Source organism: Ruegeria sp. CDSB029 (assembly GCF_059611125.1).
The window spans coordinates 1-22,753 of record NZ_JBXWOX010000034.1; the positions used below are offsets into that span (position 1 = coordinate 1).

Consider the following 22,753-nt stretch of genomic DNA (forward strand, 5'->3'; position numbering starts at 1 on the left):
TGACTTCGGAGAGAACCAAGACCCCGGCGGACAACAAATCCAACGCCCTTGACAATACCGCGATCAGAGAACCGCTTCCCGCCCTTCGTGACGGATGCCGCACCTTTCATGAATGAGCAGATTGGGCTCGAAGCAGACATGCGGCAGTGCAGCGGTCGAAGGTTGAGCCTGTTCCCGTAAGCAGACTTTAGGAAAAACGAGATGACCCGGCGATTTCATCGGCTTGGCCAATCGTGCTGACATTCGTCTTCCACAAGCCACCCTTCGCACAAACCGGGCTGATCGACGGCTCAGAGCCCAAGAATACCGGATGCTGCACCTCGCACCAATGGCTTGGAATCGCGGAAAGCCGACATTGGCTCCAATCAAGGCGGCACATTACCGGGCATTCATTTGTGATGCCCAAAAAATTTCTGATTTCAACGAACCGGTCGTTCGTTCATGAATCTCAGAGCTTCGCAAGAGGTAGCCTGAAAACAGAAGGATACACACGCGCTGCGTCAGGAAAAGTGTTCTTCCAGATGTCATTTATGATAACGGGCGAACTTGGAAAAGATGGCGCGAGACATTTGCTACTATACCTGAATCCTATGCGGTTTCGGCGCAGCAGACGTGTCGCAGAACCTGCGCGACGTTGCTCATGAAGGTGTCATCATACCCGGCGTCGTTTTCGAGAACGCTCAGGAACGCGCATGACGTGCCAGTGACCGTGTCCACCATCAGGAACTGGCCACCGTAACCGGCATGCGCAACCACCCGTCCGTCGGTCATGATATGGTTGGAGTAGCGCAGCCATTCTTTTGGCGGTGTCAGAGATGGTGCTGAGCGGGTCAGGCTTTGGCGGAGGAAATTTGCATTGGCACATGCGTTTCCAGACAGATCAAGACCGCCGCGCGCAAGAAATAGGCCAAACCGTGCGAGATCCCGAGCACTCAGGCAACCCCCACCGGAAAAGGCAGGGAAACCATCTTTGCTCAGGCTGATGTGAAAGGCGCCCTCGTAACCAACGGCATCTGCAATCCGTTCAATTTGTGCTGTAAGTGGGACGGGGCAAACCTGCGCTGCGATCAATGTCAGCACATCTGTGTTGGCCGACTTGTACTCCGCTACTGTTCGCGCCTCTGTCTCTCTGAACCCCCTAATTCTGGAAGCAAAGTCCTTGAGCGAGATTTCCTCCTGATCCTCGGTGGGTAGGCGCCAGCCCAGGGCAATCTCTTCATCATAGCAATCCGCATGCGGGTCATCATAGTCTTCGGTAAAATCATTGCTGACTGCCATATCCAGGAGAGCCTGAACGTTAACCTCGCGGTAGCCAGATCCAATATCGGGCAAATACTGTGCAACCTTTGCGTCAGGCGAGACGAACCCTTGGCCGATCAACTGTCCCATAATCAGGTGAATGTGCAGTTTTGTAATGGATTGGATCGAATGCGGTCGGTCTGTCCCAAAATCTGGTGCGGCCTGTTCCATGATCACCTGCCCGTCCCGTAGGCAGCAAAACGCAGAGAAGGCGGGATGTGCCAGAAGGTCCGCCAACGCGGGCACGGTTGCTGTCAGGTCCTGGTGGGCCTCTTCGAGCATCAACACATTTCGCGAACGCACCATCAGGGTGCGTCGGAACAGGCGGTGCGCGTTGTGAAATCCATGGCGGCGGTGGGCAGGCTGATTCCAACGCTGCTTGTTGTCTGGCCCCACGGTCAGATCGGGGTTGGGGGCTACCTTCAACCTGCTCATGTGCAATTCTCGTGGATCAACGCGTCGACGGCGACAACGTGGTCAGCATAGACAAACATCGGATTGATCTCAATTTCGCTGACCTTTTCGCGGGCCTGCAGGAAAGCATCACAAAGGTCGTTCAGCACGGTGACCACCTTGTTTATATCGGCGCGTGGACGGCCTCGAAAGCCTTCCAACAGGTGAAAAATCTTGAGCGATTTCAGAGCACTGGCGATATCGTCCTGCGTGGAGGGCAGAAGGACCGTTGTGGCATCCCCAACCAGTTCGGTCAAAACTCCGCCACTGCCCAGCACCAGTGCTGCGCCAAACTGCGGGTCATTGCGCAAGGTGACAATCATCTCTGCAACAGGCGTGGGCGACATGGCCTCAATCAGGTAGCTATCGCTCACGGCCTGCTTATCATAGGCAGTGACAGCCGTGTTCATTTGATCAAGTGCTTGCTTTAACGCGGCGCCATCGGCAATGCCCAGAGCAACCGCGCCTGCCTCACTCTTGTGGGCCAGCCGGGTAGACATCATCTTGAGCGCGACCGGATAGCCGATCTTTTTTGCGGCCACCTCGGCTTTTTGAGCCGTCGTTGTCCGGCCCGAAGGGACCGTGAAACCGCGCTCTGCAAGCCAGGCCTTGCCCGCGTCCTCAGTCAGCATGCCGAGTGAGCCAGGCGGGGTTCCGGCAATCAGTGGCTCCGGCCTTGTCGCCAGAATGCGATTACGTCGCGCGGCCCAAATGCTGGCGCTTTGCATGGCGTTGAGCGTTTCGTGAATGCCCTGCATCGGCGCGACTCCGATCGAGATCAGATAACGGCGGGTGACCTTGTCCAGATTCTCCGGCAGGGTCGCACAAATCGCTGCCGGGATTCCGCGATCGCAGGCAGCCTGTGCAAAGGCGCTGGCATCGTTTTGGTAATAGATCTTGGAGGCATCTAGCCCTTCTGCAGGATAGTCCTGCACCAGAACTGCCGCTTCGGCCCCTACGGCGTCCATCGCTTTGACGAAGACCGGATAGGTCAATTCGGCCTGCCCCCAGATCGGTGTGGTGTAATCCAGCGGGTTTGACACTGTTGCGATGTCTGGCAGCAGATCCACCAGGGCCGCATGCTCCGTTGCGCGGACAGCCGAGAACGTGAGCCCGATCTTTTCCGCGTGATCGGCCAGCATCGTCGCGCCGCCCCCCGAACAGGTGAAACCCGCAACGCTTGGCCCCTTGGGCGCGCCGACCACACAAAGGTACTTCAGCGTTTCCAGAAACTGCGCGGGGCTGGTGACACTGATCACGCCCGTGCGCGCAAACAACGCCTCATAGAGCGCGTCTGACCCCGACAGCGATCCCGTGTGACTGACAGTCAGAGCTGCGCCGATTGAAGAGCTGCCTGTCTTGAGCGCAACCACAGCCACGCCTCGCTCAATGGCTTTCAGGGCGGCGCGTTCAAAGGCGGGAATATCTTGAAGGCCCTCAATATGCAGCCCGATAGCACGCACTGCCGGGTCATCAGCGAAGGCGTCAAGAAAGTCCTCTAACCCCAGAACCGCCTGATTGCCTGCCGATACCATATATGCCAGTGGCAAGGAGCGCGCAGACATGGTGATGTCAGAGGAAAACATGCCCGATTGGGTGACAATCGCTGCACCGTAACCGGGTGACCAGCCACCGTGTTCGAAAGACCAAAGTGCTGCGTTGTCGATGTAGTTGATCAAACCGTAACAATTGGGACCGATGAGGGCCATGTCACCGGTTGCCTCGATCAGCGCCTGTTCTGCCGCCGCATCGCCGGTTTCCTTGAATCCTGCAGAAAAACAGACCACGCCACCGACGCCCATCTCAGCCAATTCGCCCAATGCGGCGACAATACCACCTGCGGGAATGGCCAGATAGACAGCATCAGGCGCTTCAGGCAGATCAGCGATACAGGGCACGCAAGGCACCCCCTTCAGATCTGTTCGCCTGGGGTTCACCGCCCACATTTGCCCTGCAAACCCACGCCTGCGCGCCTCTCTTACGGCAATGGTCGCATCCCGCCCGCCGATAAAAGCGATGGAGCGCGGCTTGAGAAGCCGCTCAAAGTTGGCGCGTCTCTTTGGGGTCATGCACCCAGGGGCCGCAGGATGGAGCGTGTGATGATGTGGCGTTGAATTTCAGAGGTGCCGTCCCAGATCCGCTCAAGTCGGCTGTCGCGCCAGAAGCGTTGGATCGGCATTTCCTCCATCAGCCCCATGCCACCGTAGATCTGCACCGCATCATCGGCGATCTTGCCCAGCATTTCTGAACAAAAGACCTTGATCATCGCCGCATCCGCATCGCTCATCACGCCCTGTTCGGCACGCGCCACGGCGTCTTTGACCATTAGGTCGGCTGCGCGCAATCCAATAGCGCCATCTGCAAGCCGGAAACCGGTGGCCTGAAACGCCCCGATGGGTTTGCCAAACTGCTTTCGGGACGCGGCCCATTCGGTGGCCATCTCCAGTATGCGCTCCGCCTTGCCACAACAGGTCGCCCCCACCCAGATGCGCCCCATGCCCAGCCATTTGCCAGAGAGTTCAAGACCACGCCCTTCTTCCCCCAGCACCTGCCCCGGACCAAGGCGCACATTATCGAAGTGCAGTTCAAACGTCTTGTAGCCGCGATAGCTGACACATTTGGTGCCTTCGCGGCAGTCAAAGCCCGGTGTGCCAACGTCCACCAAAAAGGCCGTCACCCGTTTGCGCGGTCCACGTGGCGTTTCGTCAGCACCCGTCGCAGCAAAAACGATCGCAAAATCGGGCATACAGGGGCCAGAGATGAAATGCTTTGAACCATTCAGGATCCAGTCATCTCCATCCCGCCGGGCGTTGGTTTTCATACCCATTACGTCCGACCCCGCGTCCGGTTCCGTCAGGGCGAACAACTCTCGTTTTTCACCGCGCACCGCGGGGAAAAGGTAACGTTCGCGCTGATCGCCCTCGCAAGCCATGAGCAGTTCCGTGGGACGCGCAGCCCAGCTTTGCAGGGCATGGCTGGTCTTGCCGTACTCGCGTTCAATCAAGGACATAGGCCCGTAACCAAGGCCTCCGCCCCCGACCTCTTCGGGCAAGTTGCAGGCAAACAGTCCCAACTCCTGGGCCTTCGCCTCAATCTGACGGCCAATCTCTTCGGGGACATAGCCCATCTGGTCCACTTCCTCCTCGTGTGGATACATTTCTGTTTCCACAAAGCGGCGGACGGTGCTGATCAGCAGGTCGGTTTCAACACTGGCTTCCATGTTCATAAGGCGCCTCCTTTATGGGGCTTCGGACTTGTCGTTACGACGGGACATGATCGAAAAGATCACGAAGGCAATAAGCGTGATGGCGATCAACACCACAGCGGCGGCGGCTACCGTCGGATCGGTGTTTTCGCGGATGCCGTTCCACATGCGGCGCGGCAGGGTGTAGACGGTGTATTTGGAGATGAACAGCGTCACGACAATTTCATCCCAGCTGAGAATGAAGGCAAAAAGCGCTCCGGCAAAGACCCCCGGTTTGATTGAGGGCAGGATCACCAGGCGCATTGTGGTCCAGTTCGAAGCACCAAGGTTCTTGGAGGCTTGTTCCAATTTGGGATCAAAGGTCGCCAGCGAGGCGCTGACTGTGATCAGCACCATGGGGGCTGCCAAGATCGTATGCGCGAGGATCAGCCCGGCGTAGCTGTCCAACAGGCCAAGCGGGATCCACAGTCGATAGAACGCCATGGCAGAAATGATCTGCGGGATGATCAGCGGCAGCAGCAGGAAGGCGCGCATCAGCTCGGAATACTTTGAGGATACCCGCCACAGGCCAATGGCACAGAGCGTGCCAAGGAATGTTGCCAGCAGTGAGGTCGAGACTGCGATCACGCCACTTTGGAAAAAGCTCGACAGCCATTCCTCGGAAGTGAACAGCTTTTGAAAATGGCGCAGGGACAATTCGCCCTTTGGCATAGACAGAAAACGCTTTGGCGTCAGTGATACGGGAATGGCGATCAGCGCGGGCGTCACCAGAAACAGCAACAAAACCCATGCGCCCACGCGGTTGAACTTGGAGAACAGACCTGATGTCATCGTGCAGCCCCCCCAAACACGGTGCTGAGCTTCATGAAACGCGACATGATCCACAGCATCGCCAGAACGCCCGTCAGCATGATTGCCGCCAGCATCGCGGCTGTGCCCCACTTCAGGGTGACCAGCAATTGCACAGAAATGTACTCTGCCACCATGAGCACTTTGCCACCGCCTAATACGGCAGGGGTGACGTAAAACCCAAGGCTCAGGATGAAGACCAGCAGGGTCGAAGCCACCAACCCTGGCAGGGTCAGTGGCAGGTAAATGCGCCAGAAGGTCTGCGTGCTGCTGGCGCCCAGATTGCGCGAGGCATCCATCACACGCGTATCAAGCGATTGCATCGAGACCAGCAGTGGCAGTACCGCATAGGGGATCATGTAATGCACCATGCCGATCAGCACGCCCAACTCATTGCGCATAAAGGCGATGGGCTCGGCAATCAGTCCAATGTTTTCCAGCGTACCGTTCACCAACCCTTTGCGCCCCAGCAGCATCAGCCAGCTAAAAGTGCGCACAAGGATGGAAATCCAAAAGGACACAAGAAGCAACGTCAGCATATAGTTCTTCTGGCGTTGGTGGCAGTGCACCATGGCATAGGCGATGGAATAGCCCAGCGTGACACTGAACATCGTGGTGATGATGCAGATGCGCACCGTAGTCCAGACAATGCGGATCAGCGCATCGCTTTCCGCCAGTTTGGCGTAATTACTCAATCCAGGTTCCGGGTCCGTGACGCTGAGCCACAGGATGTTCAGGATCGGCCCCAGATAGAGCGCTATGACCATCAGCATCAAAGGTGCGATGATCAGCCAGCCGGGGTGGATATGTCGGGTGAAGGCTTGCATGAAATGTCCTGGGCCAAATCGATGGCCGCCCGCAGGAAGACACGGGCGGCTATCAGGCGTGTTTAGCTGATCGCCTCAAGGAAGGCGTTCACCGCATCACCGCCGTTTTTCCCCCACCAGTCGGGATCGTTATAAACGATTTTGTCGATGTTCATTGCCGAGGTGATCGCATAAGGCTGCTGATCTTCGGGGATCTGGCCGAAGGCTTCGGGGTTAGAGGGCGTCATACCAAGGCAATCAAGCAGCGCCAGCTGTGCAGGCACCTCTTGCGCTGTGGCGATGAAGTCCATTACGGCCGCACCTGCGGGGTTGCCCTTGGGCACGATATAGGCCCCCGGCATCGCCATGGCCTGATTGTTCACCAGCTTGTAGCGCCCATCGGTGTCATTTTCGATGTTACGTCCCCGGTTCTGCCAGACCATGCCGAGCGAGACTTCGCCATTCACTACCATGGAATGCGCCTCGGACCCTGAGCCCCAGTAAAGGCTGTTGTCCTTGATCGATTTGATCTTGGCGAGGGCGCGATCCATGTCCAACGGGTAAAGCGCATCGCCCGCAACGCCATCCGCCATAAGTGCTGCTTCGAGCGAGCCATTGGCCCATTTGTACAGCGAGCGCATGCCCGGGAATTTGGCGGTATCAAAGAAATCCGCCCAGTTCTGCGGGGGATTATCGCCATAGGCTTCGGTGTCATAGACAAAGGCATAGCCATAAAGGATGATCGAAACCCCATATTCCAGCGCATAGCCTGGCAGGGTCTTTTCCTTGGAAACAACAGAGTAATCAATTGGTTCCAGATGGCCTGTTGGCCCAAGGGACACGGCATTGAAAAGGTCTGCGTCCGCAACGTCGGCAGTGACATTGCCGCTGTCGACCATTTCCTTGATCTTGCCTTCCAGAGGGCCGGAGGTGTCAAATTTCAGTCCCTTGCCAGTCTTGGCGGTGAAGGCATCGCCAATGGCGGAGCCGTGGCATTCTTCAGACTGGCCACCCCAGTTCCACATCACCACGTGATCAGCAGCGGCTTCGGCATCACCTGCCATCACGGCGCTCATCGCCACGCCCGAGGCACCACAAAGCGCCAGGAACGTGCGGCGATCCATGCGGCCTTTCTTGTAGGCCTGCGCGCTGTCTTGCAGCATCTCTTTCTTGAATTGTCTATCGTGCATTTTCATCCTCCTATTGGGTTCGGGAGTTCCCGGACTTTTGCTCAATGGCACCTTTTGGCGGCACACGTTTTTGGGGCTTTAGCCCGTTTGTAATTCCACAGCAGCTTCGTCTTTCCACAACAGGTCCACGGTATCGCCTTCGTTCAAGGCTTCGCTGTTGCGCCAGACATCGATGTCCACTTCGATTTCGGTACCATCGCTGGCATCCACGATGACGCGCTGCATTGAACCAAAGTAGGTAATAGAGCGCACCACCCCACTCGTCTGTGCCTCCGCATGGCCCGCGCCTTTGCGCAGGTCGATTTTTTCGGGACGCAGGGCGTAAGTTTTGCCGTCTTGCTGAATGAAGTTGGATTTGCCCAAGAAACTGGCCGTGAACTGGTTCACTGGCCGCTCATAGAGCTCCTGAGGCGTACCAATCTGTTCAATCGCCCCGTCGCGCATGATCACGATGCGGTCCGACATGGACAGCGCTTCTTCCTGATCATGGGTGACGTAGATGAAGGTCGTGCCAACTCGGCGGTGAATATCCTTGAGTTGCTCCTGCACCTCGACCCGCAGTTTCTTGTCAAGCGCGCCAAGCGGTTCGTCCAACAGCAACACCGGTGGCGCAAAACACAGCGCACGTGCCAGCGCGACGCGCTGTTGCTGCCCGCCGGACAGCTGCCCCGGCTTGCGGTCCGCGAAATCCTGCAGCTGAACCAATTCCAGCATCTCGTCGACCCGCGCCCTAATCTCTGACGTGGGACGTTTGCGCACACTCAAGGCGTATCCGATGTTGTCTCGCACGCTCATATGGGGGAACAGCGCGTAGCCCTGAAATACCATGCCAAAATTGCGTTTTTCCGCGGGGGTTTGCGCGATGGAGGACCCATCCAGCGCAATGTCCCCTTCAGAGATATCGAGGAATCCCGCGATCATCATCAACAGCGTGGTCTTGCCCGACCCCGAGGGGCCCAGCAGAGTCAGAAACTCACCTTTCTGAATATCCAGACTGATGTTGTTGACTGCCCGGAATGTCCCGAACAGTTTCGAGACATTACGCACCTGCAAACTGCCTGTATCGGCGAGGTCAGCCATCCGCGCCTCTCAACTTCAGCTTGTTGCGCGCCTCTTGCGGGGTCAGCACACGCCCCCCCATGCGCTCAATGATCTCGCGGGCACGGGTGACAAGCTGGCCGTTGGTCGCCAGAACCCCGCGCTCCAAATAGATGTTGTCCTCCAGCCCTACGCGCACATTGCCACCCAACGCGACAGAGGCCGCTGCCATGGGCATTTGACCGCGTCCAATCCCGAAGCTGGCCCAGCTGGCCCCGGCAGGCAGTTGCGCTTTCATGGCAGCCATGGTTTCGACGGTCTGATCCGCGCCCCAGGGAATGCCCAGACAAAGCTGGAACATGGGAGGCGCATCAATCAGCCCCTCATCCACCATCGCCTTGGCGAAGCGGATATGGCCAAGGTCAAAGACTTCCAGTTCCGGCTTCACCCCCCATTCCTGCACCAATGCCGCCATACGCCGCAGTGTTGGCGGGGTAGAGATATAGATCATGTCCGTGTCAGAGAAATTCAGTGTCCCGCAATCCAGTGAACATATATCGGGCAAGCATTCCTTGATGTGAGCGAGCCGTTCCTCGGGGCCGATCATGTCCGTGCCGGGGCCCGGCATCGCTGGGTTGGCCGGGTCCGAGATCCAGTCGCCGCCCATCCCGGCGGTCACATTGATCACCACATCGGTGTCACTGTCGCGCACCCGGTCCACGATTTCCTTGAAAAGCTTCGGGTCGCGTGAGCCTTGGCCCGTCTCGGGATCACGCGCGTGAATATGCGCGGCGGAGGCCCCTGCCTTGGCCGCCTCAATCGCCGCATTAGCGATCTCTTTCGGCGTGACGGGCACATGCGGACTTTTGCCCGTGGTATCGCCCGCGCCAGTCACGGCGCAAGTCAGGACAACCTCATAGTTCATCTGGCAAACCCCCTATTTTTTTCAGCTTGACGCGGGAAAGGGTAAGAAAGATGTCGATTATCCGACAGTCTTTCGGCTATGCTGGCGAAAAATCGCACTATGCAATCTGGACTTTAGCTCATGCAAATCGACATGACCCAGCAGACGCCCCGCGCTGTGCATCATGCCATTTTTGTGGTGGTCCCACGGTTCAACATAACCACATTGATCACCATGACCGAAACGATGCGGATCGCGAATTATCTTTCGGCAGAGCCCCTGTTTTCTTGGGACATCGTGTCCTTTGACGGCACTGAAATCGTGGCCAGCAATGGCATGACAACCCGCGTTTCAGCAGAGCAGGACAACCTGCCGCCAGCGGATTACATTTTTGTTTTGGGCAGCTGGGGGACGGAGCATTACGATAACCGCGCGCTTACCGCTTGGCTGCGCAAGCGCGCGCGGGCGGGGAGCAGTATCTGCGGGGTTGAGCTTGGCTGCTATATTGTCGCGCGGGCGGGTCTGTTGGACGGAAAGCCGGCGACGATCCACTGGTCCTGGCTCAGCGGTTTTCGCGAAAGCTTTAACCGGGTGGATGTGCAGGAATGCCTGTTCACCATCGAGGGCAAGATCATGACCTGCTCGGGTGGGCTCGCGGGCGTGGATCTAATGCTTCGTTTGATCGAGCGCACCCATGGCAGTGGCTTTTCGGGCGAAATTGCCGATCAAATGTTGCATCACCCGATCCGCAACGCGGGTGCGTCACAGCGGTCCACCATGGGGCGCAGCACGGAGACCATGCTGCCGCTGGTGCGTGAGGCGATGACGCTGATCGAAGGGAACATAGAAGAACCGCTCAGCGTGCCGGAGATCGCTGATAAGCTGGATGTCTCGCAGCGACAGCTAGAGCGGAAATTCAAGAAACACGTCGGTTGCACTGTGGTGCAGTTCGGTTTGTTGCGACGGTTGCAGAATGCGCGGTTGCTGCTGATCTCCACCGATCTCAGCGTGCGCGAGATTGCCACCGCGTCAGGGTTCAACACCCTGTCCCATTTTGCCTATTCCTTTGGCAAATTCTTTGGTCGCCGCCCTTCGGAATACCGAGAGGCATGGCCTGCAAATGAACCGGCGCCGAGTTGGCCCGGTTCCCTGTCAGATTTCCTTTCAACGCTTAAGGAGATTCCGGGCCGTCCCTAATCCAACCGCGCCTCGCGCAACGCGCGCAACACTGCGACAATCTCTCGATCGCGCTGCGCGGCCATATCCTCAAAGTGGCGATCTCCGGCGATGTCATTGCAACCATCGACCATGCGGCCACGCAGCTCTCGGGTGAGTTCTGGTGCCTCCAGCCGAGTCCAGGGCAGCTTTAGCGCGGGGCCAAACTGATCCAGATTGGTCGCCATGCCGCCCGCGCCACAGGCCACGTGAAAGGCCATACACTGACCTTGGGACACCATGCGCGGCGCAGGCCCATTCATCAAGGCAATGTCGATGTCTTCCGGCGTCGCCTCGCCATTGGCAACCATGTGCAAGGCCTCGCGCCAGAGCGCTTCTTGCAGGCGCGTCGCGACGAAGCCGGGGATTTCTTTTTTCATCAACAGCGGCGCTTTGCCCGCAATTTCGTAAAACTTCCCGGCCCATACCACGGCATCCGGCGCAGTTTTGTCACCGCCCACAATCTCGACCAGCGGCAGCAGGTAGGGCGGATTGAACGGGTGTCCGATCACGCAGCGTTCAGGGGTCGCGCATTTGGCTTGGATCTCGCTCATTGTCAGACCGGAGGTTGAGGAGCCGATGACAACGTCAGGCGGCAGCACCTCTCCCATCTGTGCGTAAAGCGATTGTTTGATCTCCAACCGCTCCGGTGCACTTTCCTGCACGAACTGCGCACCCTCCAGCGCCTGTTCAAGGTCGGTGACAATGCGGAGACGGTCCAAAGACGCGCCCTCAGCCAGCCCCAGATCCGTCAGACTGCCCCAGGCGGTGTTGAGGATCGAATGGAATGCTTCAGTTTCACTGGTGTCATGCAGATAGGCCGTCACATCATAGCCACGGGCCAGAAAATGCGCCGCCCAGCCGCCGCCAATTGGGCCCGCGCCAATGCTGGTGATGCGGGTGACGCTGATAGGATCAGGATACATCATTCACCTTTGAAGTTGGGTTCGCGCTTTTCCACGAAAGCCGCCACCCCTTCGGCAGCATCATCTGATTTGAGCATCTTGCGATAGATCGGCATCGGGTCCGTGCGCATCTTGTGAAACGCCTGCTCCAGTGGCACGCATTCGATTTCGCGCTGCACCTCTTTGACGGATTGCATCGCAAGCGGTGCCGACCAGGCAATCGAAGCCGCCCATTCGCGCGCAGCATCCATCAACTGCTCTTTCGGCACCACCTTGTTGACCAGCCCATAGTGCGCTGCTTCCTGCGCGGTCATGCGGCGGCCCAGCAAGAACATCTCCATCGCAATGTTGTGCGGAATGCGGCGCGGCAATCGTTGCAGCGCGCCCGCGTCCGGCACGATGCCTAGGGGCATTTCCGGCAGCCCGAATTCCACGTGATCGGCGGCGATCAGCAGGTCGCACCCCAACGCCATCTCGAACCCGCCACCAATGGCCAACCCATTGATCGCAGCAATTACGGGCTTGTTCAGCGCCCAGTTTTCAGTGAGCCCGGTGAAGCCGCCAAAGCCGTAGTCATCGGTCTCCCACCAATTATCGAGCTGCATCTCTCCGTCATTGAGCGCCTTTAGGTCCCACCCAGCCGAGAATATCTTCTCTCCACCACCGGTCAGGATCGCGCAGCGCAGATCCTTGTCTTCGTGCAGCTCCTGAAAGGCTGCAGCCAGCGCCTGTGACGTGGGCACATCAATGGCATTCACCTTGCCGCGCTCCAGCGTGACTTCCAGAACATGACCCTCGCGGTGAACCTTAACGCCGTCTGACATCTGCTTATCCCTCTTTGAATTCTGGCATTACTTCGTTGACGAACATGCGCAGGGATTTCTGTTGTGAAGCGTGATCGAGCCCCATGGAGGCGTAATAGATGTACTCATTCACACCCAGCGCCTGATAGCGCTTCAGCTTTTCGATGACCCGGTCGGGAGAACCGAACATCAAGTTCTCCTCCAACATCACGGGGTCGTATTGTTCCCGTCCCTCCAGTTCATCCAGCGGGATGGAGGCGGGGAAGCCGTCCTTCACATCGCCCAGATTGCGAAACAGGTTTTCGAACTGGCTCAGCAGGCGGCGGATCGCCCGCATCGCGTTTTCACCATCGGCTGCGTTGTCATAAACGCATGAATGGCGCATCAAGGCGAAGCGTGGCACCCAGCCGTTGTCGGCCTTTTCAATCGCCTCATCCAGTTGTTTCTTGTAGAGTTCGGCCTCTGCAAAGGGACGTGTGAACGGCCAGCAGTTCACATGGCACCTTTCCCGCATAGCGTAGTCATAGGTGATGGGTGAGCGCGCAGAGACCCAGACCGGCACCTCCTTCTGAAGCGGCTTTGGCACTGAGGTCGAGGTCGGGAATTGCCAGTATTCCCCGTTGTGTTCGTAGTCGCCCTTCCAAAGCTCACGCACCGCAGGCAGCATTTCCTGCATGTAACGCCAGGCATCAGATTGCTTGAGCCCCGGTCTCATTCGGTCAAACTCGCGCTGATAGGCCCCCGAACCGATGCCGAATTCCAACCGCCCGCCGGTGATCAGATCGGTGAACGCCGCTTCGCCCGCCAGGTTGATCGGGTGCCAATAGGCCGCCGTCGCAACGGCCGTGCCCAGACGGATGCGGCTGGTTTCGGCAGCCCACCAAGTAAGGATCTGGAAAGGGTTTGGCGCGATGGTCATTTCCAACGCGTGGTGCTCGGCGGCCCAGACGATATCAAACCCACCCTCTTCGGCGATCTGCACCATCTCCAGCGTGTGACGGGCGACATCCTGCATGTCCAGATTGTCGTCGATCCGCTCCATGTTCACGGCAAGTTGGAATTTCATTGTTCTCTCCCTCAACGCATTACAAACGGATTGGCCATCGGTTCATCAGACGTGTTCATCCAGATCGTCTTTGGGCGGGTATAGTCGTAGATCGCCTGGAACCCGCTTTCGCGGCCATATCCCGATCCTTTGTTGCCCCCGAACTCCGCAATCGGAGACACCACCCGATAGGTGTTCACCCAGACGATACCGGCACGCACTGCCCCCGCCATGCGCAGGGAGCGCGCGCTGTCGCGGGTAAAGATACCTGCTGCCAGCCCATGTTCGCTATCATTGGCCAATGCGAGCACCTCTTCCTCGGTTTTGAACCGCTGCACCGACAGAACCGGGCCAAACAATTCAGTGTCGACAATGCGCAGATCCTGACGAGGGACTTCGATGATCGTGGGTTCATAGAACAGGCCAGACATCCCCTTTGGCTGCTTGCCGCCGACCAGCACTTTGCCGCCTTCTGTTTGGGCATGCGCCACTTCTCGTTGGATATGCTCTAACTGTCCGGTGGTGCACAATGGCCCCATCTGGGTCTCATCCGCCAGCGGGTCCCCAATCACGATCTGGCGGGCCAGCGCGGTCATCTGCTCAAGGAATTGATCGGCAATGTCTTCGTGCAGGTAAAGCCGTGACCCAGCCACACAGCTTTGCCCCGTGGCGCCAAAGATGCCCGCGATAGAGGCGTTTACAGCGCTTTCGATATTGGCATCGTCAAAGACGATGAACGGGGATTTGCCCCCCAATTCCAACGACACTTCGGCAAAATTTCGTTTGACGTTCTCCAGCACATGCCGCGCGGCATTTGGCCCTCCGGTAAAGGACACACGGGCCACGAGCGGATGACCTGTGAGCGCACGGCCGCAGGGCTCCCCATGGCCGGTGATGATGTTGACGACGCCGGGGGGAATGCCCGCCTCTTCAATCAGCTTACCAAACTCCAGCATCGCCGCACTGGCATGTTCAGAGGCTTTCAGCACGACGGTATTGCCAGCCGCAAGCGCCGGGCCAATCTTGACGGCCACCAGAAACAGTTGCGAATTCCACGGCACCACGGCAGCCACCACCCCAAGGGGTTCACGCCTCGTGAAGACGAACATGTCGGGTTTGTCGATGGGCAGTGTTTCGCCGCTGACCTTGTCGGCACAGCCTGCAAAGAAGTGAAAGAACTCGGCGATATACGTCGCCTGCCAGCGGGTCTCCTTTAGCATCTTGCCGGTATCAATGGATTCCGTGCGCCCCAATGCTTCTGAATGTTCCGCCAGCAGATCGCCCAGCTTGCGCAGGCACTTGCCCCGTTGCGTCGGCGTCATGCCTGCCCAGGGTCCGGTTGTGAATGCGGCATGTGCGGCCTCAACTGCACGGTTCACGTCAGCCTCGGTCGCTTCGGGCACACGGCTCCAGACGTTGCCATCAGCGGGGTTCACGCTGTCAAAGGTGCCGCCGTCCTCTGCATCACACCACTGTCCGTCGATCAGCATTTGGTAGTTGGTGATTTCACCCATGGCCTGCATCCCCCCTCTGTTACCCTCTCATTCATCTCCGCTTTTGCGTCACATGTGCACGAAATTACGACAAAGGTTGTCGAAAAATCTGAAAGCGCTTTTGATGGATCAAGGCAGGCTTGCCGCAAGGGAGGCCGTATTTATGGCGAAGAAAAAGCAAGTGATTGGCGGCCCGCTTGAAATTGGCGGGCGGGTCTTGTCCCTGTCGCGTGCCATACGGGCGGGTGATTTTGTGTATCTGACCGGGCAAATCCCCATGAAAGATGGCGCGCCTATGACCACCGGCACGGTAAAGGAGCAAACCCGCGCCGTGCTGGATGACATCACCGCCACGCTGGCGCTGGCGGACTGCACCCGCGATGATGTGATCAAAGCGATGGTTTGGTTGCGGGATCGCAGCGACTTTCCCGGTTTCAATGCGGTCTACGGGGAGTACTTTCCAATAGAACCGCCCACTCGGTCGGCGGTGGTCAGCGATCTGCTGGTCGATGTCCGGGTAGAGGTCGAGGTGGTCGCCTACCGCCCGTTAGACGATGCTTAAGGCGCCTGATGGTACTGCCTACAGCTGGGCTGGGCCTGGGGTTGGGCCGGTCGTGGTGATGATCCACGGCCTGGGTCTGAACCATGACTGTTGGCAGTGGACGACCCCCGCGCTGAGTGATCAATACCGCGTGCTGCACTATGACCTTTTCGGACATGGACAAAGTACACCGCCGCCCGCGAGGCCGAGTCTATCGCTGTTTTCGGATCAACTGGCGGCCCTACTGGATCACTGTGATGTCCGCTCAGCGACCTTGGTGGGGTTTTCCCTTGGCGGCATGATCGCGCGTCGGTTTGCGCAGGACCGTCCGGCCAGGGCGGACGCACTGGCAATCCTGCACTCACCCCACAAACGCACCGATGCGGCTCAGGCTGCTATTCTAAAACGTGTCGATCAAGCCCGCCGAGACGGACCACAAGCCACTGTGGAGGCCGCGTTGGAACGCTGGTTTACGGCAAATTTCCGACAGGCCAACCCGGCAATGATGGACACCGTGCGCGGCTGGGTAAAGGCAAACGACATTAGCATTTATCACACGATCTATCGTGTATTGGCGGATGGCATCGACGAAATCGTGGCCCCAACGCCGCCCATCAGCTGTCCTGTACTGGTGATCACCGGCGACGAAGACTATGGCAACGGCCCCGAAATGACCCGCGCCATAGCCGCAGAGATTGAGCAATCAAAGGCTGTTATCCTTTCGGGTCTCCGTCACATGGCGCTGGCCGAAAACCCCGACGCCGTGAACGCCCCCCTGCGCGGCTTTCTTGATGGTCTGGAAATGGCCATATGAGCACACAAATCCTGAAAGGTCTGCGCGTGCTGGATCTGAGCCGCATGTTATCCGGCCCTTACTGCACCATGCACCTTGCGGATCACGGTGCAGAGGTGATCAAGATCGAAGCGGGTACGGGCGATACGAGCCGTGGCAATGGCCCATTCCGCGACGATGATCCCGATCACAACTGGGCCGGTTACTTCGTCAGTTTGAACCGCGGCAAGAAGAGCATCCAACTGGACCTGAAATCAGATGGGGGAAAGATCCAGTTTCGCGCGCTTGCCGCCACTGCGGATGTCATTGTCGAAAACTTTCGGCCCGGCGTGATGGATCGCCTGGGCCTTTCTTATGAAACACTCGCCGAGCTGAACCCAAGAATCGTCTATGCGGCAATCAGAGGATTTGGCGATCCGCGCACAGGGACAAGCCCATATGCGCACTGGCCGTCCTATGACGTGGTAGCGCAAGCTATGGGCGGATTGATGTCCATCACCGGGCCGAACGCCGACAGCCCCACCAAGACCGGCCCCGGCGTCGGCGACATCTTCACCGGCATGATGATGGCTTTTGGCATCATGGCCGCCTTGCGCGAGGCGGAAGCAACCGGCAAAGGACAGTTCGTCGACGTGGCCATGTACGACGCCATGATCTCTTTGTGCGAGCGCATGGTCTACCTTCATGATTACACCGACAAGGTGCCGGGGCCCGAAGGCAACGGGCACCCCTTTCTCAGCCCGTTCGGATTGTACCCGGCAGCGGACGGGCACGTGGCGCTTGGCATCGTCGACGATGCGTTTTGGCGCCGTTTGACTGAGCTGATGGGGAAGCCTGCCCTTGGTACTGATCCCCGGTTTGCCTCGCGCAGCGCACGGGCTGCCCACGCGGGTGAGGTTGACCGCCTGGTCTCAGGCTGGTTCTCAAAGCTGAGCAAAGCTGAGCTGACCAAAACACTGGGCGGTGAGGTTCCCTTTGGCCCATTAAACACCATTCAGGACATTGCCCGCGACCCCCATATCGAGGCTCGTAAAATGCTCACACAGGTGCACGGCCCGGATGCTGAAACGAGGCCCTGGACGGTTGCCGCCAACCCGCTGCGCTTTGGCGCGCACGGGCATGGGACATTGAACCCGCCACCCGCTCTGGGGGCGGACAATGACGTGCTTGAGACCCTGACGCCAACCTCATCACCCATGGCACCGGAAACCAAGCGCACCCTGCGCGACGCCTTTGGGCGTTTCGCCACGGGGGTCACGGTTGTCACGACCCGCCAGTCTGACGGCACGCCGCGTGGCTTTACGGCAAATTCCTTCTCTTCTGTCTCGCTCGACCCACCACTCTTGCTGGTCTGCATCGGCAAGGCTGCACTTTCCTGCGACACATTCGCAACCTGTGATCATTTCACGGTCAACATTCTGGCAGATGATCAAAAGGAGGTTTCGGGCCTCTTTGCCTCGCAGTCGCCAGAGAAGTTCAACAGCGTCAAATGGCATCCCAATGCGCAAGACATGCCCGTTATCGATGGTGCCCTTGCCAGCTTTGGCTGCGCGCAACATAGGCTGGTGGATGCAGGGGATCATCTGATCCTTATTGGTTGTGTGCTCGACTTCGAGACATCCGATGGGGATCCTCTGGGGTACTACAAGGGCGCATACTTTGATCTTGGGTTGGACCGTGCGGTGACCGAAGCAGCAACCAAAGGTGATGTGAAAATCGCGGCTGTTTTGGCACACGAAGGCGGGTTGCTGCTGAAAGAAGAGGCTGACGGAAGTGTGACGCTGCCATCCGCGTCCTCGACACAGGCCTTACTCAAGGCTCTGGGCGATGAATTGATGAAGGCAGAATTGACGCAACTTTATGCTGTCTATCAGGTCACGGAAACGGGTGCGCAACGCATCGTCTATCACGCGCGCGTGCAGGGCGATGCCGATACCGGGTTGACGTTTTTCTCCCTTGATATCTTGCCACTGTCGCGGGTGTCCGACGATGCCGAGCGTTCTCTCTTGCGCAGATACGCGCAAGAGCACCGGCATGGCACCTTCGGCATATATCAGGGAACCGAAGTCGAAGGCGTTGTGCACAGACTGTCCGGAAATCACAAATATCACATCTGACAGGAGAATTCCCATGATACCCGAACTGCGCAAAGTCATTACATTTGACGAAGACATCCATACCGAAGGCGGACGTGCCTCTGACCCTGTCTTGCGCATGATCGGAGTGGCAGCCGTAGTGGAAAACCCCTGGGCGGGGCGTGGGTTCGTCGAAGACCTGCAGCCAGAGATCCAGCGCATGGCTCCCGTTCTGGGCAAAATGCTGACCGATCGCCTGATTACATTGGCAGGTTCGGGCGACGCAATAGAGGCCTACGGAAAAGCCTGCATCGCCGGAACCAGCTGCGAAGTGGAGCACGCTTCGGCGCTGATCCACACTTTGCAGTTTGGCAATTTCTACCGCGAGGCCGTTGATGCCAAAAGCTATCTTGGTTTCACTAACACGCGCGGACCGGCAAACACCCAGATCCAGATCCCGTTGATGGACAAACATGATACGGGTCGGCGCTCGCATTATCTGACCGTTCAGTTTTCCATCTATGACGCACCTGATGTGAATGAACTTGTCGTCGCATTGGGGGCCGCGACCCGAGGACGTCCACATCATCGTATCGGAGATCGATATTCTGATCTTGCAGCCTTGGGGCGCGACGTAGAGAACCCTGCCGGTGTTTGAGCAGACGCGATCTGCACGCGATCAAACCAAGGCGTGCAATGACCTCGCCCAAACTATAGAGGTGGGTTTGGACTACCCTAGTGGGAATTTCCCAAGCTATGAATAAAAAGGCGAACGTCGGCTTCGGTGGCTCGATAGTTGCCCATCGCCCTCGCAGCGAAAGGCCACTTTAGCCCGACGTGCTTTTCGCTGCGGGTGCAAAGCACATGAAGCGGTCATTGAGAGCGAAAAACTTAACGGCAGGTCTGTCCGCAACTCAGACGCTCGATGCTCGCGCAGCGAACGACCGATTTTGAGTTGCCCCGATTTGGTAGACTTGAACGTCCGCTTTCGGGAAATCGCGCTGCAGTGCCGCGAACTCTCCGGTGATTTTGTTGGTGAGGAGGCGCGATGTTTGCGGCGACAGCATCCGGCAGCTTCGTCCGCACAGTGGACATTCAAGCAAGTTGCAGCAAACGACCGGTATGCGGACAAACCCGCCGTTCCCTGAGAAAACGGATAGGCATACCTTTTTAATGATCGCTTCCACGGTCTTTGGTCAATTCGAGATCTTAGTTACCGATCATTCCACTGCACGTTTACAGTTATTAGGCATGTTGCCGGTTCTAACAGTCTATGAACGTGGTAGTGTTTTCGAGCCAACTTGCGGGAAGTAACCATGAGTCAACGTCGTCTTGCTGCAATTGTGTCTCTCGATGTCGTCGGCTTCAGTCGGATGATGCAGGGCGGCTCCAAGCTACTTCTCAAAACACTGAACACCTTGTACCGCGATTTGGTAACGCCGATCGTTGAGCAAAAATCTGGCCGGGTGGTCAAACTGTTGGGCGACGGAGCATTGATTGAATTTCCGTCAGCAGGAAACGCCCTAGAAGCGGCAATTGCGATCCAAACCGAGCTAAGAGAGCCAGACCATCCCTATTTGGTTCCGGAACGTATCCAGCTTAGAGCGGGTTTGCATGTCGGCGACGTCACCGTCGATGGCGACGATATCTTCGGAGACGGCGTCAACATCGCTGCGCGGCTCCAATCGGCAGCTGAACCCGGGGGCATTCTGGTCTCAAAGGTACTTTGTGATCTTGCCGGAGCGGACTATGCCAAACGTTTGCGCCGAGAAGGGCTTCACACGTTCAAAGGCATTGAACAGCCGATCGAAGTTTTGTCGATCAACTTCACCGATGAACATGTGTCCAAATCGCGCGCTAACTTCGCCAAAACACAGGAAATTCGTTATTGCAAAACTAACGACAACATTAGTCTGGCCTGGAGCTCAGTTGGGGACGGTCCTCCGGTCGTAAAGGCGCCAAGTTGGATTGGACACTTGGAACTTGACTGGCGCAATCCGGGGAAAGCTCCAATTTACACTTCCATCGCTCAACGACATCGTTTGGTCCGTTTTGATGCCAGGCTCAACGGTCTATCCGACTGGGATGCAGAAACTTGCACGTTCGAACGGTTCGTTGATGACTTGGAAACCGTTTTCGACGCAGCGGGTATCAAACGCGCGCCGATCCTTGCGATATCGCAGGGGTCCGCAGTGGCAGCTGCCTTCGCAGCGCGCCGACCTGACCGTGTGTCTGCGATCGTAATGATAGGTGGGTTCCCTATTGGTCGGGCAAAAAGAACGTCGCAAAAAGATGTGGAACGCGCCAACGCAATTAAGCAAATGATGACTGCCGGGTGGGATGATGATTATCCGTCTCTGCGTGATTTAATGGCGCAAATCATCGTGCCGGGCGCGAGCCAAGAAGAACGGCGGCAATATGCCGAAGATATGCGCAAGATGATTTCACCCGAAAACATGGGGCGGTATCGCGGCGTGATTGATAACATCGATATCACACCGATATTGTCCGAGGTCGAAGTGCCGTGCCTTGTTTGTCATGGGACGAGTGACAGGATGCAGCCGGTCGAACAAGGACGGTTGTTTGCAAAAGGATTACCCAACGCGAAGTTCATCGCCTACGAAAGCTCGAACCATACCATCCCTGACAACGACCCGGAATGGCCGCGTTTTGAGAGGGACGCCTTGGCTTTCTTGGCTGAACACAGCTGAATTATTGCTCCAAGTGCCTTCGGGTCTGGCGCTATTTCTCTCAAAACAAATGCAACAAGAGTACTTCGCCAGATTAATGGAACACAGAGTTGCGATAAATGCAGTCAGGCTCTCCTACGCCCAAGACGTCGAGGGAGAGTCGGTGGTCTTTGTTCATGGATAGAATGCGGATCATCGGGTTTGGGATGCGCACCGTGATTTAATCGCCCCACATCCGATGCAGCTTCCCGCGAAAGTAGACGTTCAAGCAAGTTGTCGCGAATGTCTGCAACGCGGACTTTTCTGCCGTTCGCACTGTTCAGCCCAACTGGCGCTTTCGGCCCAAACCGGTCGCTCAACTATGGACTAGATTGCTGTAGTCGCAGCCCGCTTTCCGGACATTCGCTGCAAGCCTGCAGTGACAGGCGCCCCTCAGTTCAATCGTTGAGGCACCTGCGTCGCGTTGCTCCATTGCCGGGGCGACTGGCCGTACATCCGCTTAAATTCGCGGCTGAATTGAGAGGAGCTTTGATACCCCACATCCCATGCCGCCTCCGACACGGTCTTTCCTTCCGCAATCTTCATCGCAGCGTTGTTCAGCCGCATCGATTTGACAAACTGGATCGGAGACATTGTCGTGGCTTCCTTGAAGCGCCGATGGAAGACCGCGCGGCTCATACCAACGTGGTCGGCCATGTCGTCAATGGTGACCTGTTCGTTCAAGTGGGTTGAAAGGTAGTCGATTGTTCGCGCGATTTCGTTGCCGACGCCATAGGCCCGTCTTGCCGCCGCCCCAGCTTCGCCCATGAGAACCGCGTAATACAACTCGCGCAGTCGCCCATGTCCGAGCACCTCCAGGTCAACCGGATTGTCGAGCAACTCGAGAAGCCGCCACAGTGCCTGCGTGAAACCGACATCCCAGGACGCTAGTTCCAAAGCCGAAGGCGCATTCCCTTGCGGCTGTCTACGTCCTCCAGTGGCGGCCTCGATCTCCATCGTAAGCTCTCGCATCATGCGTCGATCTAATGTGATCATGACTCCCAGTAGCGGGTCCCTTTCAGAAGCTCGTGGTGCGCCTGCTTCGACCGGCAAAGTCATGGGGCAAAGCAGGTATTTGTCGCTTCCGTACACGTAATGCTGTCCGTCCAGTACGGCTTCCTTGGCGCCACTGAGAATGGCCACGACCGTGGGCTCATAGACGGCAGGAACACAAGGCACCGCCTCGGTCACCCGGAAAAGCTGGACGCCCCTTAGTGCGGTATCAACAAGGCCTGCATCTGGCAGACGGCGCTCGACAAGGTTTTTGATCTGGTCTTTGCTCATGCACTAAAGCTGGCACGGAACTTTCTTCTTTGCAACGGGGTTGAGACGATTGGGCAAATAATCGAGAGGATATCGCCTGTATCTGTACCCAGTCAGATTCTATCTGTGCGTTCAAGCAATAACACC

The 22,753-nt window shown here is 57.5% G+C and carries 19 protein-coding genes; 6 read left to right on the forward strand and 13 right to left on the reverse strand.

All coding sequences use genetic code 11. The features are described 5' to 3' along the window. Positions 1-588: 588 nt before the first annotated feature. The 8 genes from AC2FI8_RS23185 to AC2FI8_RS23220 form a co-directional block, all read right to left on the reverse strand. A complete protein-coding gene (locus AC2FI8_RS23185; protein ID WP_282119703.1) occupies positions 589-1,734 on the reverse strand; it encodes a serine hydrolase domain-containing protein in 1,146 nt (381 codons plus the stop codon). Further along, entirely contained in the window at positions 1,731-3,821 is a 2,091-nt protein-coding gene (locus AC2FI8_RS23190) for an acetate--CoA ligase family protein (RefSeq protein ID WP_282119702.1), read from the reverse strand. Before AC2FI8_RS23190 ends, AC2FI8_RS23185 begins: the two co-directional genes overlap by 4 nt. Beyond that, positions 3,818-4,978, reverse strand: coding sequence for an acyl-CoA dehydrogenase family protein (locus tag AC2FI8_RS23195; RefSeq protein WP_199913573.1), 1,161 nt, complete (start codon positions 4,976-4,978; stop codon positions 3,818-3,820). Before AC2FI8_RS23195 ends, AC2FI8_RS23190 begins: the two co-directional genes overlap by 4 nt. Before the next feature lie 12 nt (positions 4,979-4,990). Further along, a complete protein-coding gene (locus AC2FI8_RS23200; protein ID WP_108862254.1) occupies positions 4,991-5,788 on the reverse strand; it encodes an ABC transporter permease in 798 nt (265 codons plus the stop codon). Further along, the gene (locus AC2FI8_RS23205; RefSeq protein ID WP_058272685.1) at positions 5,785-6,633 is read right to left on the reverse strand and encodes an ABC transporter permease; all 849 of its coding nucleotides are present in this window, start codon (positions 6,631-6,633) and stop codon (positions 5,785-5,787) included. Before AC2FI8_RS23205 ends, AC2FI8_RS23200 begins: the two co-directional genes overlap by 4 nt. A 62-nt stretch (positions 6,634-6,695) precedes the next feature. Beyond that, on the reverse strand, positions 6,696-7,802 hold the full coding sequence (locus AC2FI8_RS23210; protein WP_058272769.1) for an extracellular solute-binding protein: 1,107 nt from the start codon (positions 7,800-7,802) through the stop codon (positions 6,696-6,698). 78 nt (positions 7,803-7,880) lie between these two features. After that, positions 7,881-8,882: an ABC transporter ATP-binding protein gene (locus AC2FI8_RS23215; RefSeq protein WP_282119701.1), complete on the reverse strand. Its 1,002-nt coding sequence runs from the start codon at positions 8,880-8,882 to the stop codon at positions 7,881-7,883. Next, complete coding sequence (locus AC2FI8_RS23220) at positions 8,875-9,765, reverse strand: beta-keto acid cleavage family enzyme (RefSeq protein ID WP_058272684.1); 891 nt, start codon at positions 9,763-9,765, stop codon at positions 8,875-8,877. The genes AC2FI8_RS23215 and AC2FI8_RS23220 overlap by 8 nt, the downstream gene beginning before the upstream one ends. A 120-nt stretch (positions 9,766-9,885) precedes the next feature. Here AC2FI8_RS23220 and AC2FI8_RS23225 point away from each other — a divergent pair, with 120 nt between their 5' ends. Continuing rightward, positions 9,886-10,941 (forward strand): GlxA family transcriptional regulator, encoded by a 1,056-nt coding sequence (locus tag AC2FI8_RS23225; RefSeq protein WP_282119700.1) that lies wholly within the window; start codon positions 9,886-9,888, stop codon positions 10,939-10,941. On the opposite strand, the gene AC2FI8_RS23230 is transcribed toward AC2FI8_RS23225, so the two are convergent. The 4 genes from AC2FI8_RS23230 to AC2FI8_RS23245 are packed head-to-tail and all read right to left on the reverse strand — an operon-like array spanning position 10,938 to position 15,226. Beyond that, on the reverse strand, positions 10,938-11,888 hold the full coding sequence (locus AC2FI8_RS23230; protein WP_282119699.1) for a 3-hydroxyacyl-CoA dehydrogenase NAD-binding domain-containing protein: 951 nt from the start codon (positions 11,886-11,888) through the stop codon (positions 10,938-10,940). The genes AC2FI8_RS23225 and AC2FI8_RS23230 overlap by 4 nt on opposite strands. Further along, on the reverse strand, positions 11,885-12,688 hold the full coding sequence (locus AC2FI8_RS23235) for a carnitinyl-CoA dehydratase (protein WP_108862257.1): 804 nt from the start codon (positions 12,686-12,688) through the stop codon (positions 11,885-11,887). Before AC2FI8_RS23235 ends, AC2FI8_RS23230 begins: the two co-directional genes overlap by 4 nt. Positions 12,689-12,692: 4 nt before the next feature. Then, positions 12,693-13,733, reverse strand: a complete 1,041-nt coding sequence (locus AC2FI8_RS23240; RefSeq protein WP_282119698.1) for an LLM class flavin-dependent oxidoreductase — start codon at positions 13,731-13,733, stop codon at positions 12,693-12,695. An 11-nt stretch (positions 13,734-13,744) separates the two neighbouring features. Continuing rightward, positions 13,745-15,226: an aldehyde dehydrogenase gene (locus AC2FI8_RS23245; RefSeq protein ID WP_282119697.1), complete on the reverse strand. Its 1,482-nt coding sequence runs from the start codon at positions 15,224-15,226 to the stop codon at positions 13,745-13,747. Between the two features lie 142 nt (positions 15,227-15,368). Between AC2FI8_RS23245 and AC2FI8_RS23250 the strand changes: the two genes are divergently transcribed. The 5 genes from AC2FI8_RS23250 to AC2FI8_RS23270 all read left to right on the forward strand — a co-directional run bounded on the left by AC2FI8_RS23250 (position 15,369) and on the right by AC2FI8_RS23270 (position 21,325). Continuing rightward, positions 15,369-15,767 (forward strand): RidA family protein, encoded by a 399-nt coding sequence (locus AC2FI8_RS23250; protein ID WP_282119696.1) that lies wholly within the window; start codon positions 15,369-15,371, stop codon positions 15,765-15,767. Further along, entirely contained in the window at positions 15,760-16,560 is an 801-nt protein-coding gene (locus AC2FI8_RS23255) for an alpha/beta fold hydrolase (protein WP_496707697.1), read from the forward strand. The genes AC2FI8_RS23250 and AC2FI8_RS23255 overlap by 8 nt, the downstream gene beginning before the upstream one ends. After that, complete coding sequence (locus AC2FI8_RS23260; protein ID WP_496781115.1) at positions 16,557-18,656, forward strand: CoA transferase; 2,100 nt, start codon at positions 16,557-16,559, stop codon at positions 18,654-18,656. The genes AC2FI8_RS23255 and AC2FI8_RS23260 overlap by 4 nt, the downstream gene beginning before the upstream one ends. 13 nt (positions 18,657-18,669) lie before the next feature. Continuing rightward, entirely contained in the window at positions 18,670-19,272 is a 603-nt protein-coding gene (locus tag AC2FI8_RS23265) for an amino acid synthesis family protein (protein WP_058272677.1), read from the forward strand. 658 nt (positions 19,273-19,930) lie between these two features. Further along, positions 19,931-21,325 carry an alpha/beta fold hydrolase gene (locus tag AC2FI8_RS23270; RefSeq protein WP_282169975.1) on the forward strand — a complete coding sequence of 465 codons (1,395 nt, stop codon included), beginning with the start codon at positions 19,931-19,933 and terminating at the stop codon, positions 21,323-21,325. Between the two features lie 411 nt (positions 21,326-21,736). On the opposite strand, the gene AC2FI8_RS23275 is transcribed toward AC2FI8_RS23270, so the two are convergent. Then, the gene (locus AC2FI8_RS23275; protein WP_496723427.1) at positions 21,737-22,627 is read right to left on the reverse strand and encodes an AraC family transcriptional regulator; all 891 of its coding nucleotides are present in this window, start codon (positions 22,625-22,627) and stop codon (positions 21,737-21,739) included. Between the last annotated feature and the right edge of the window lie 126 nt (positions 22,628-22,753).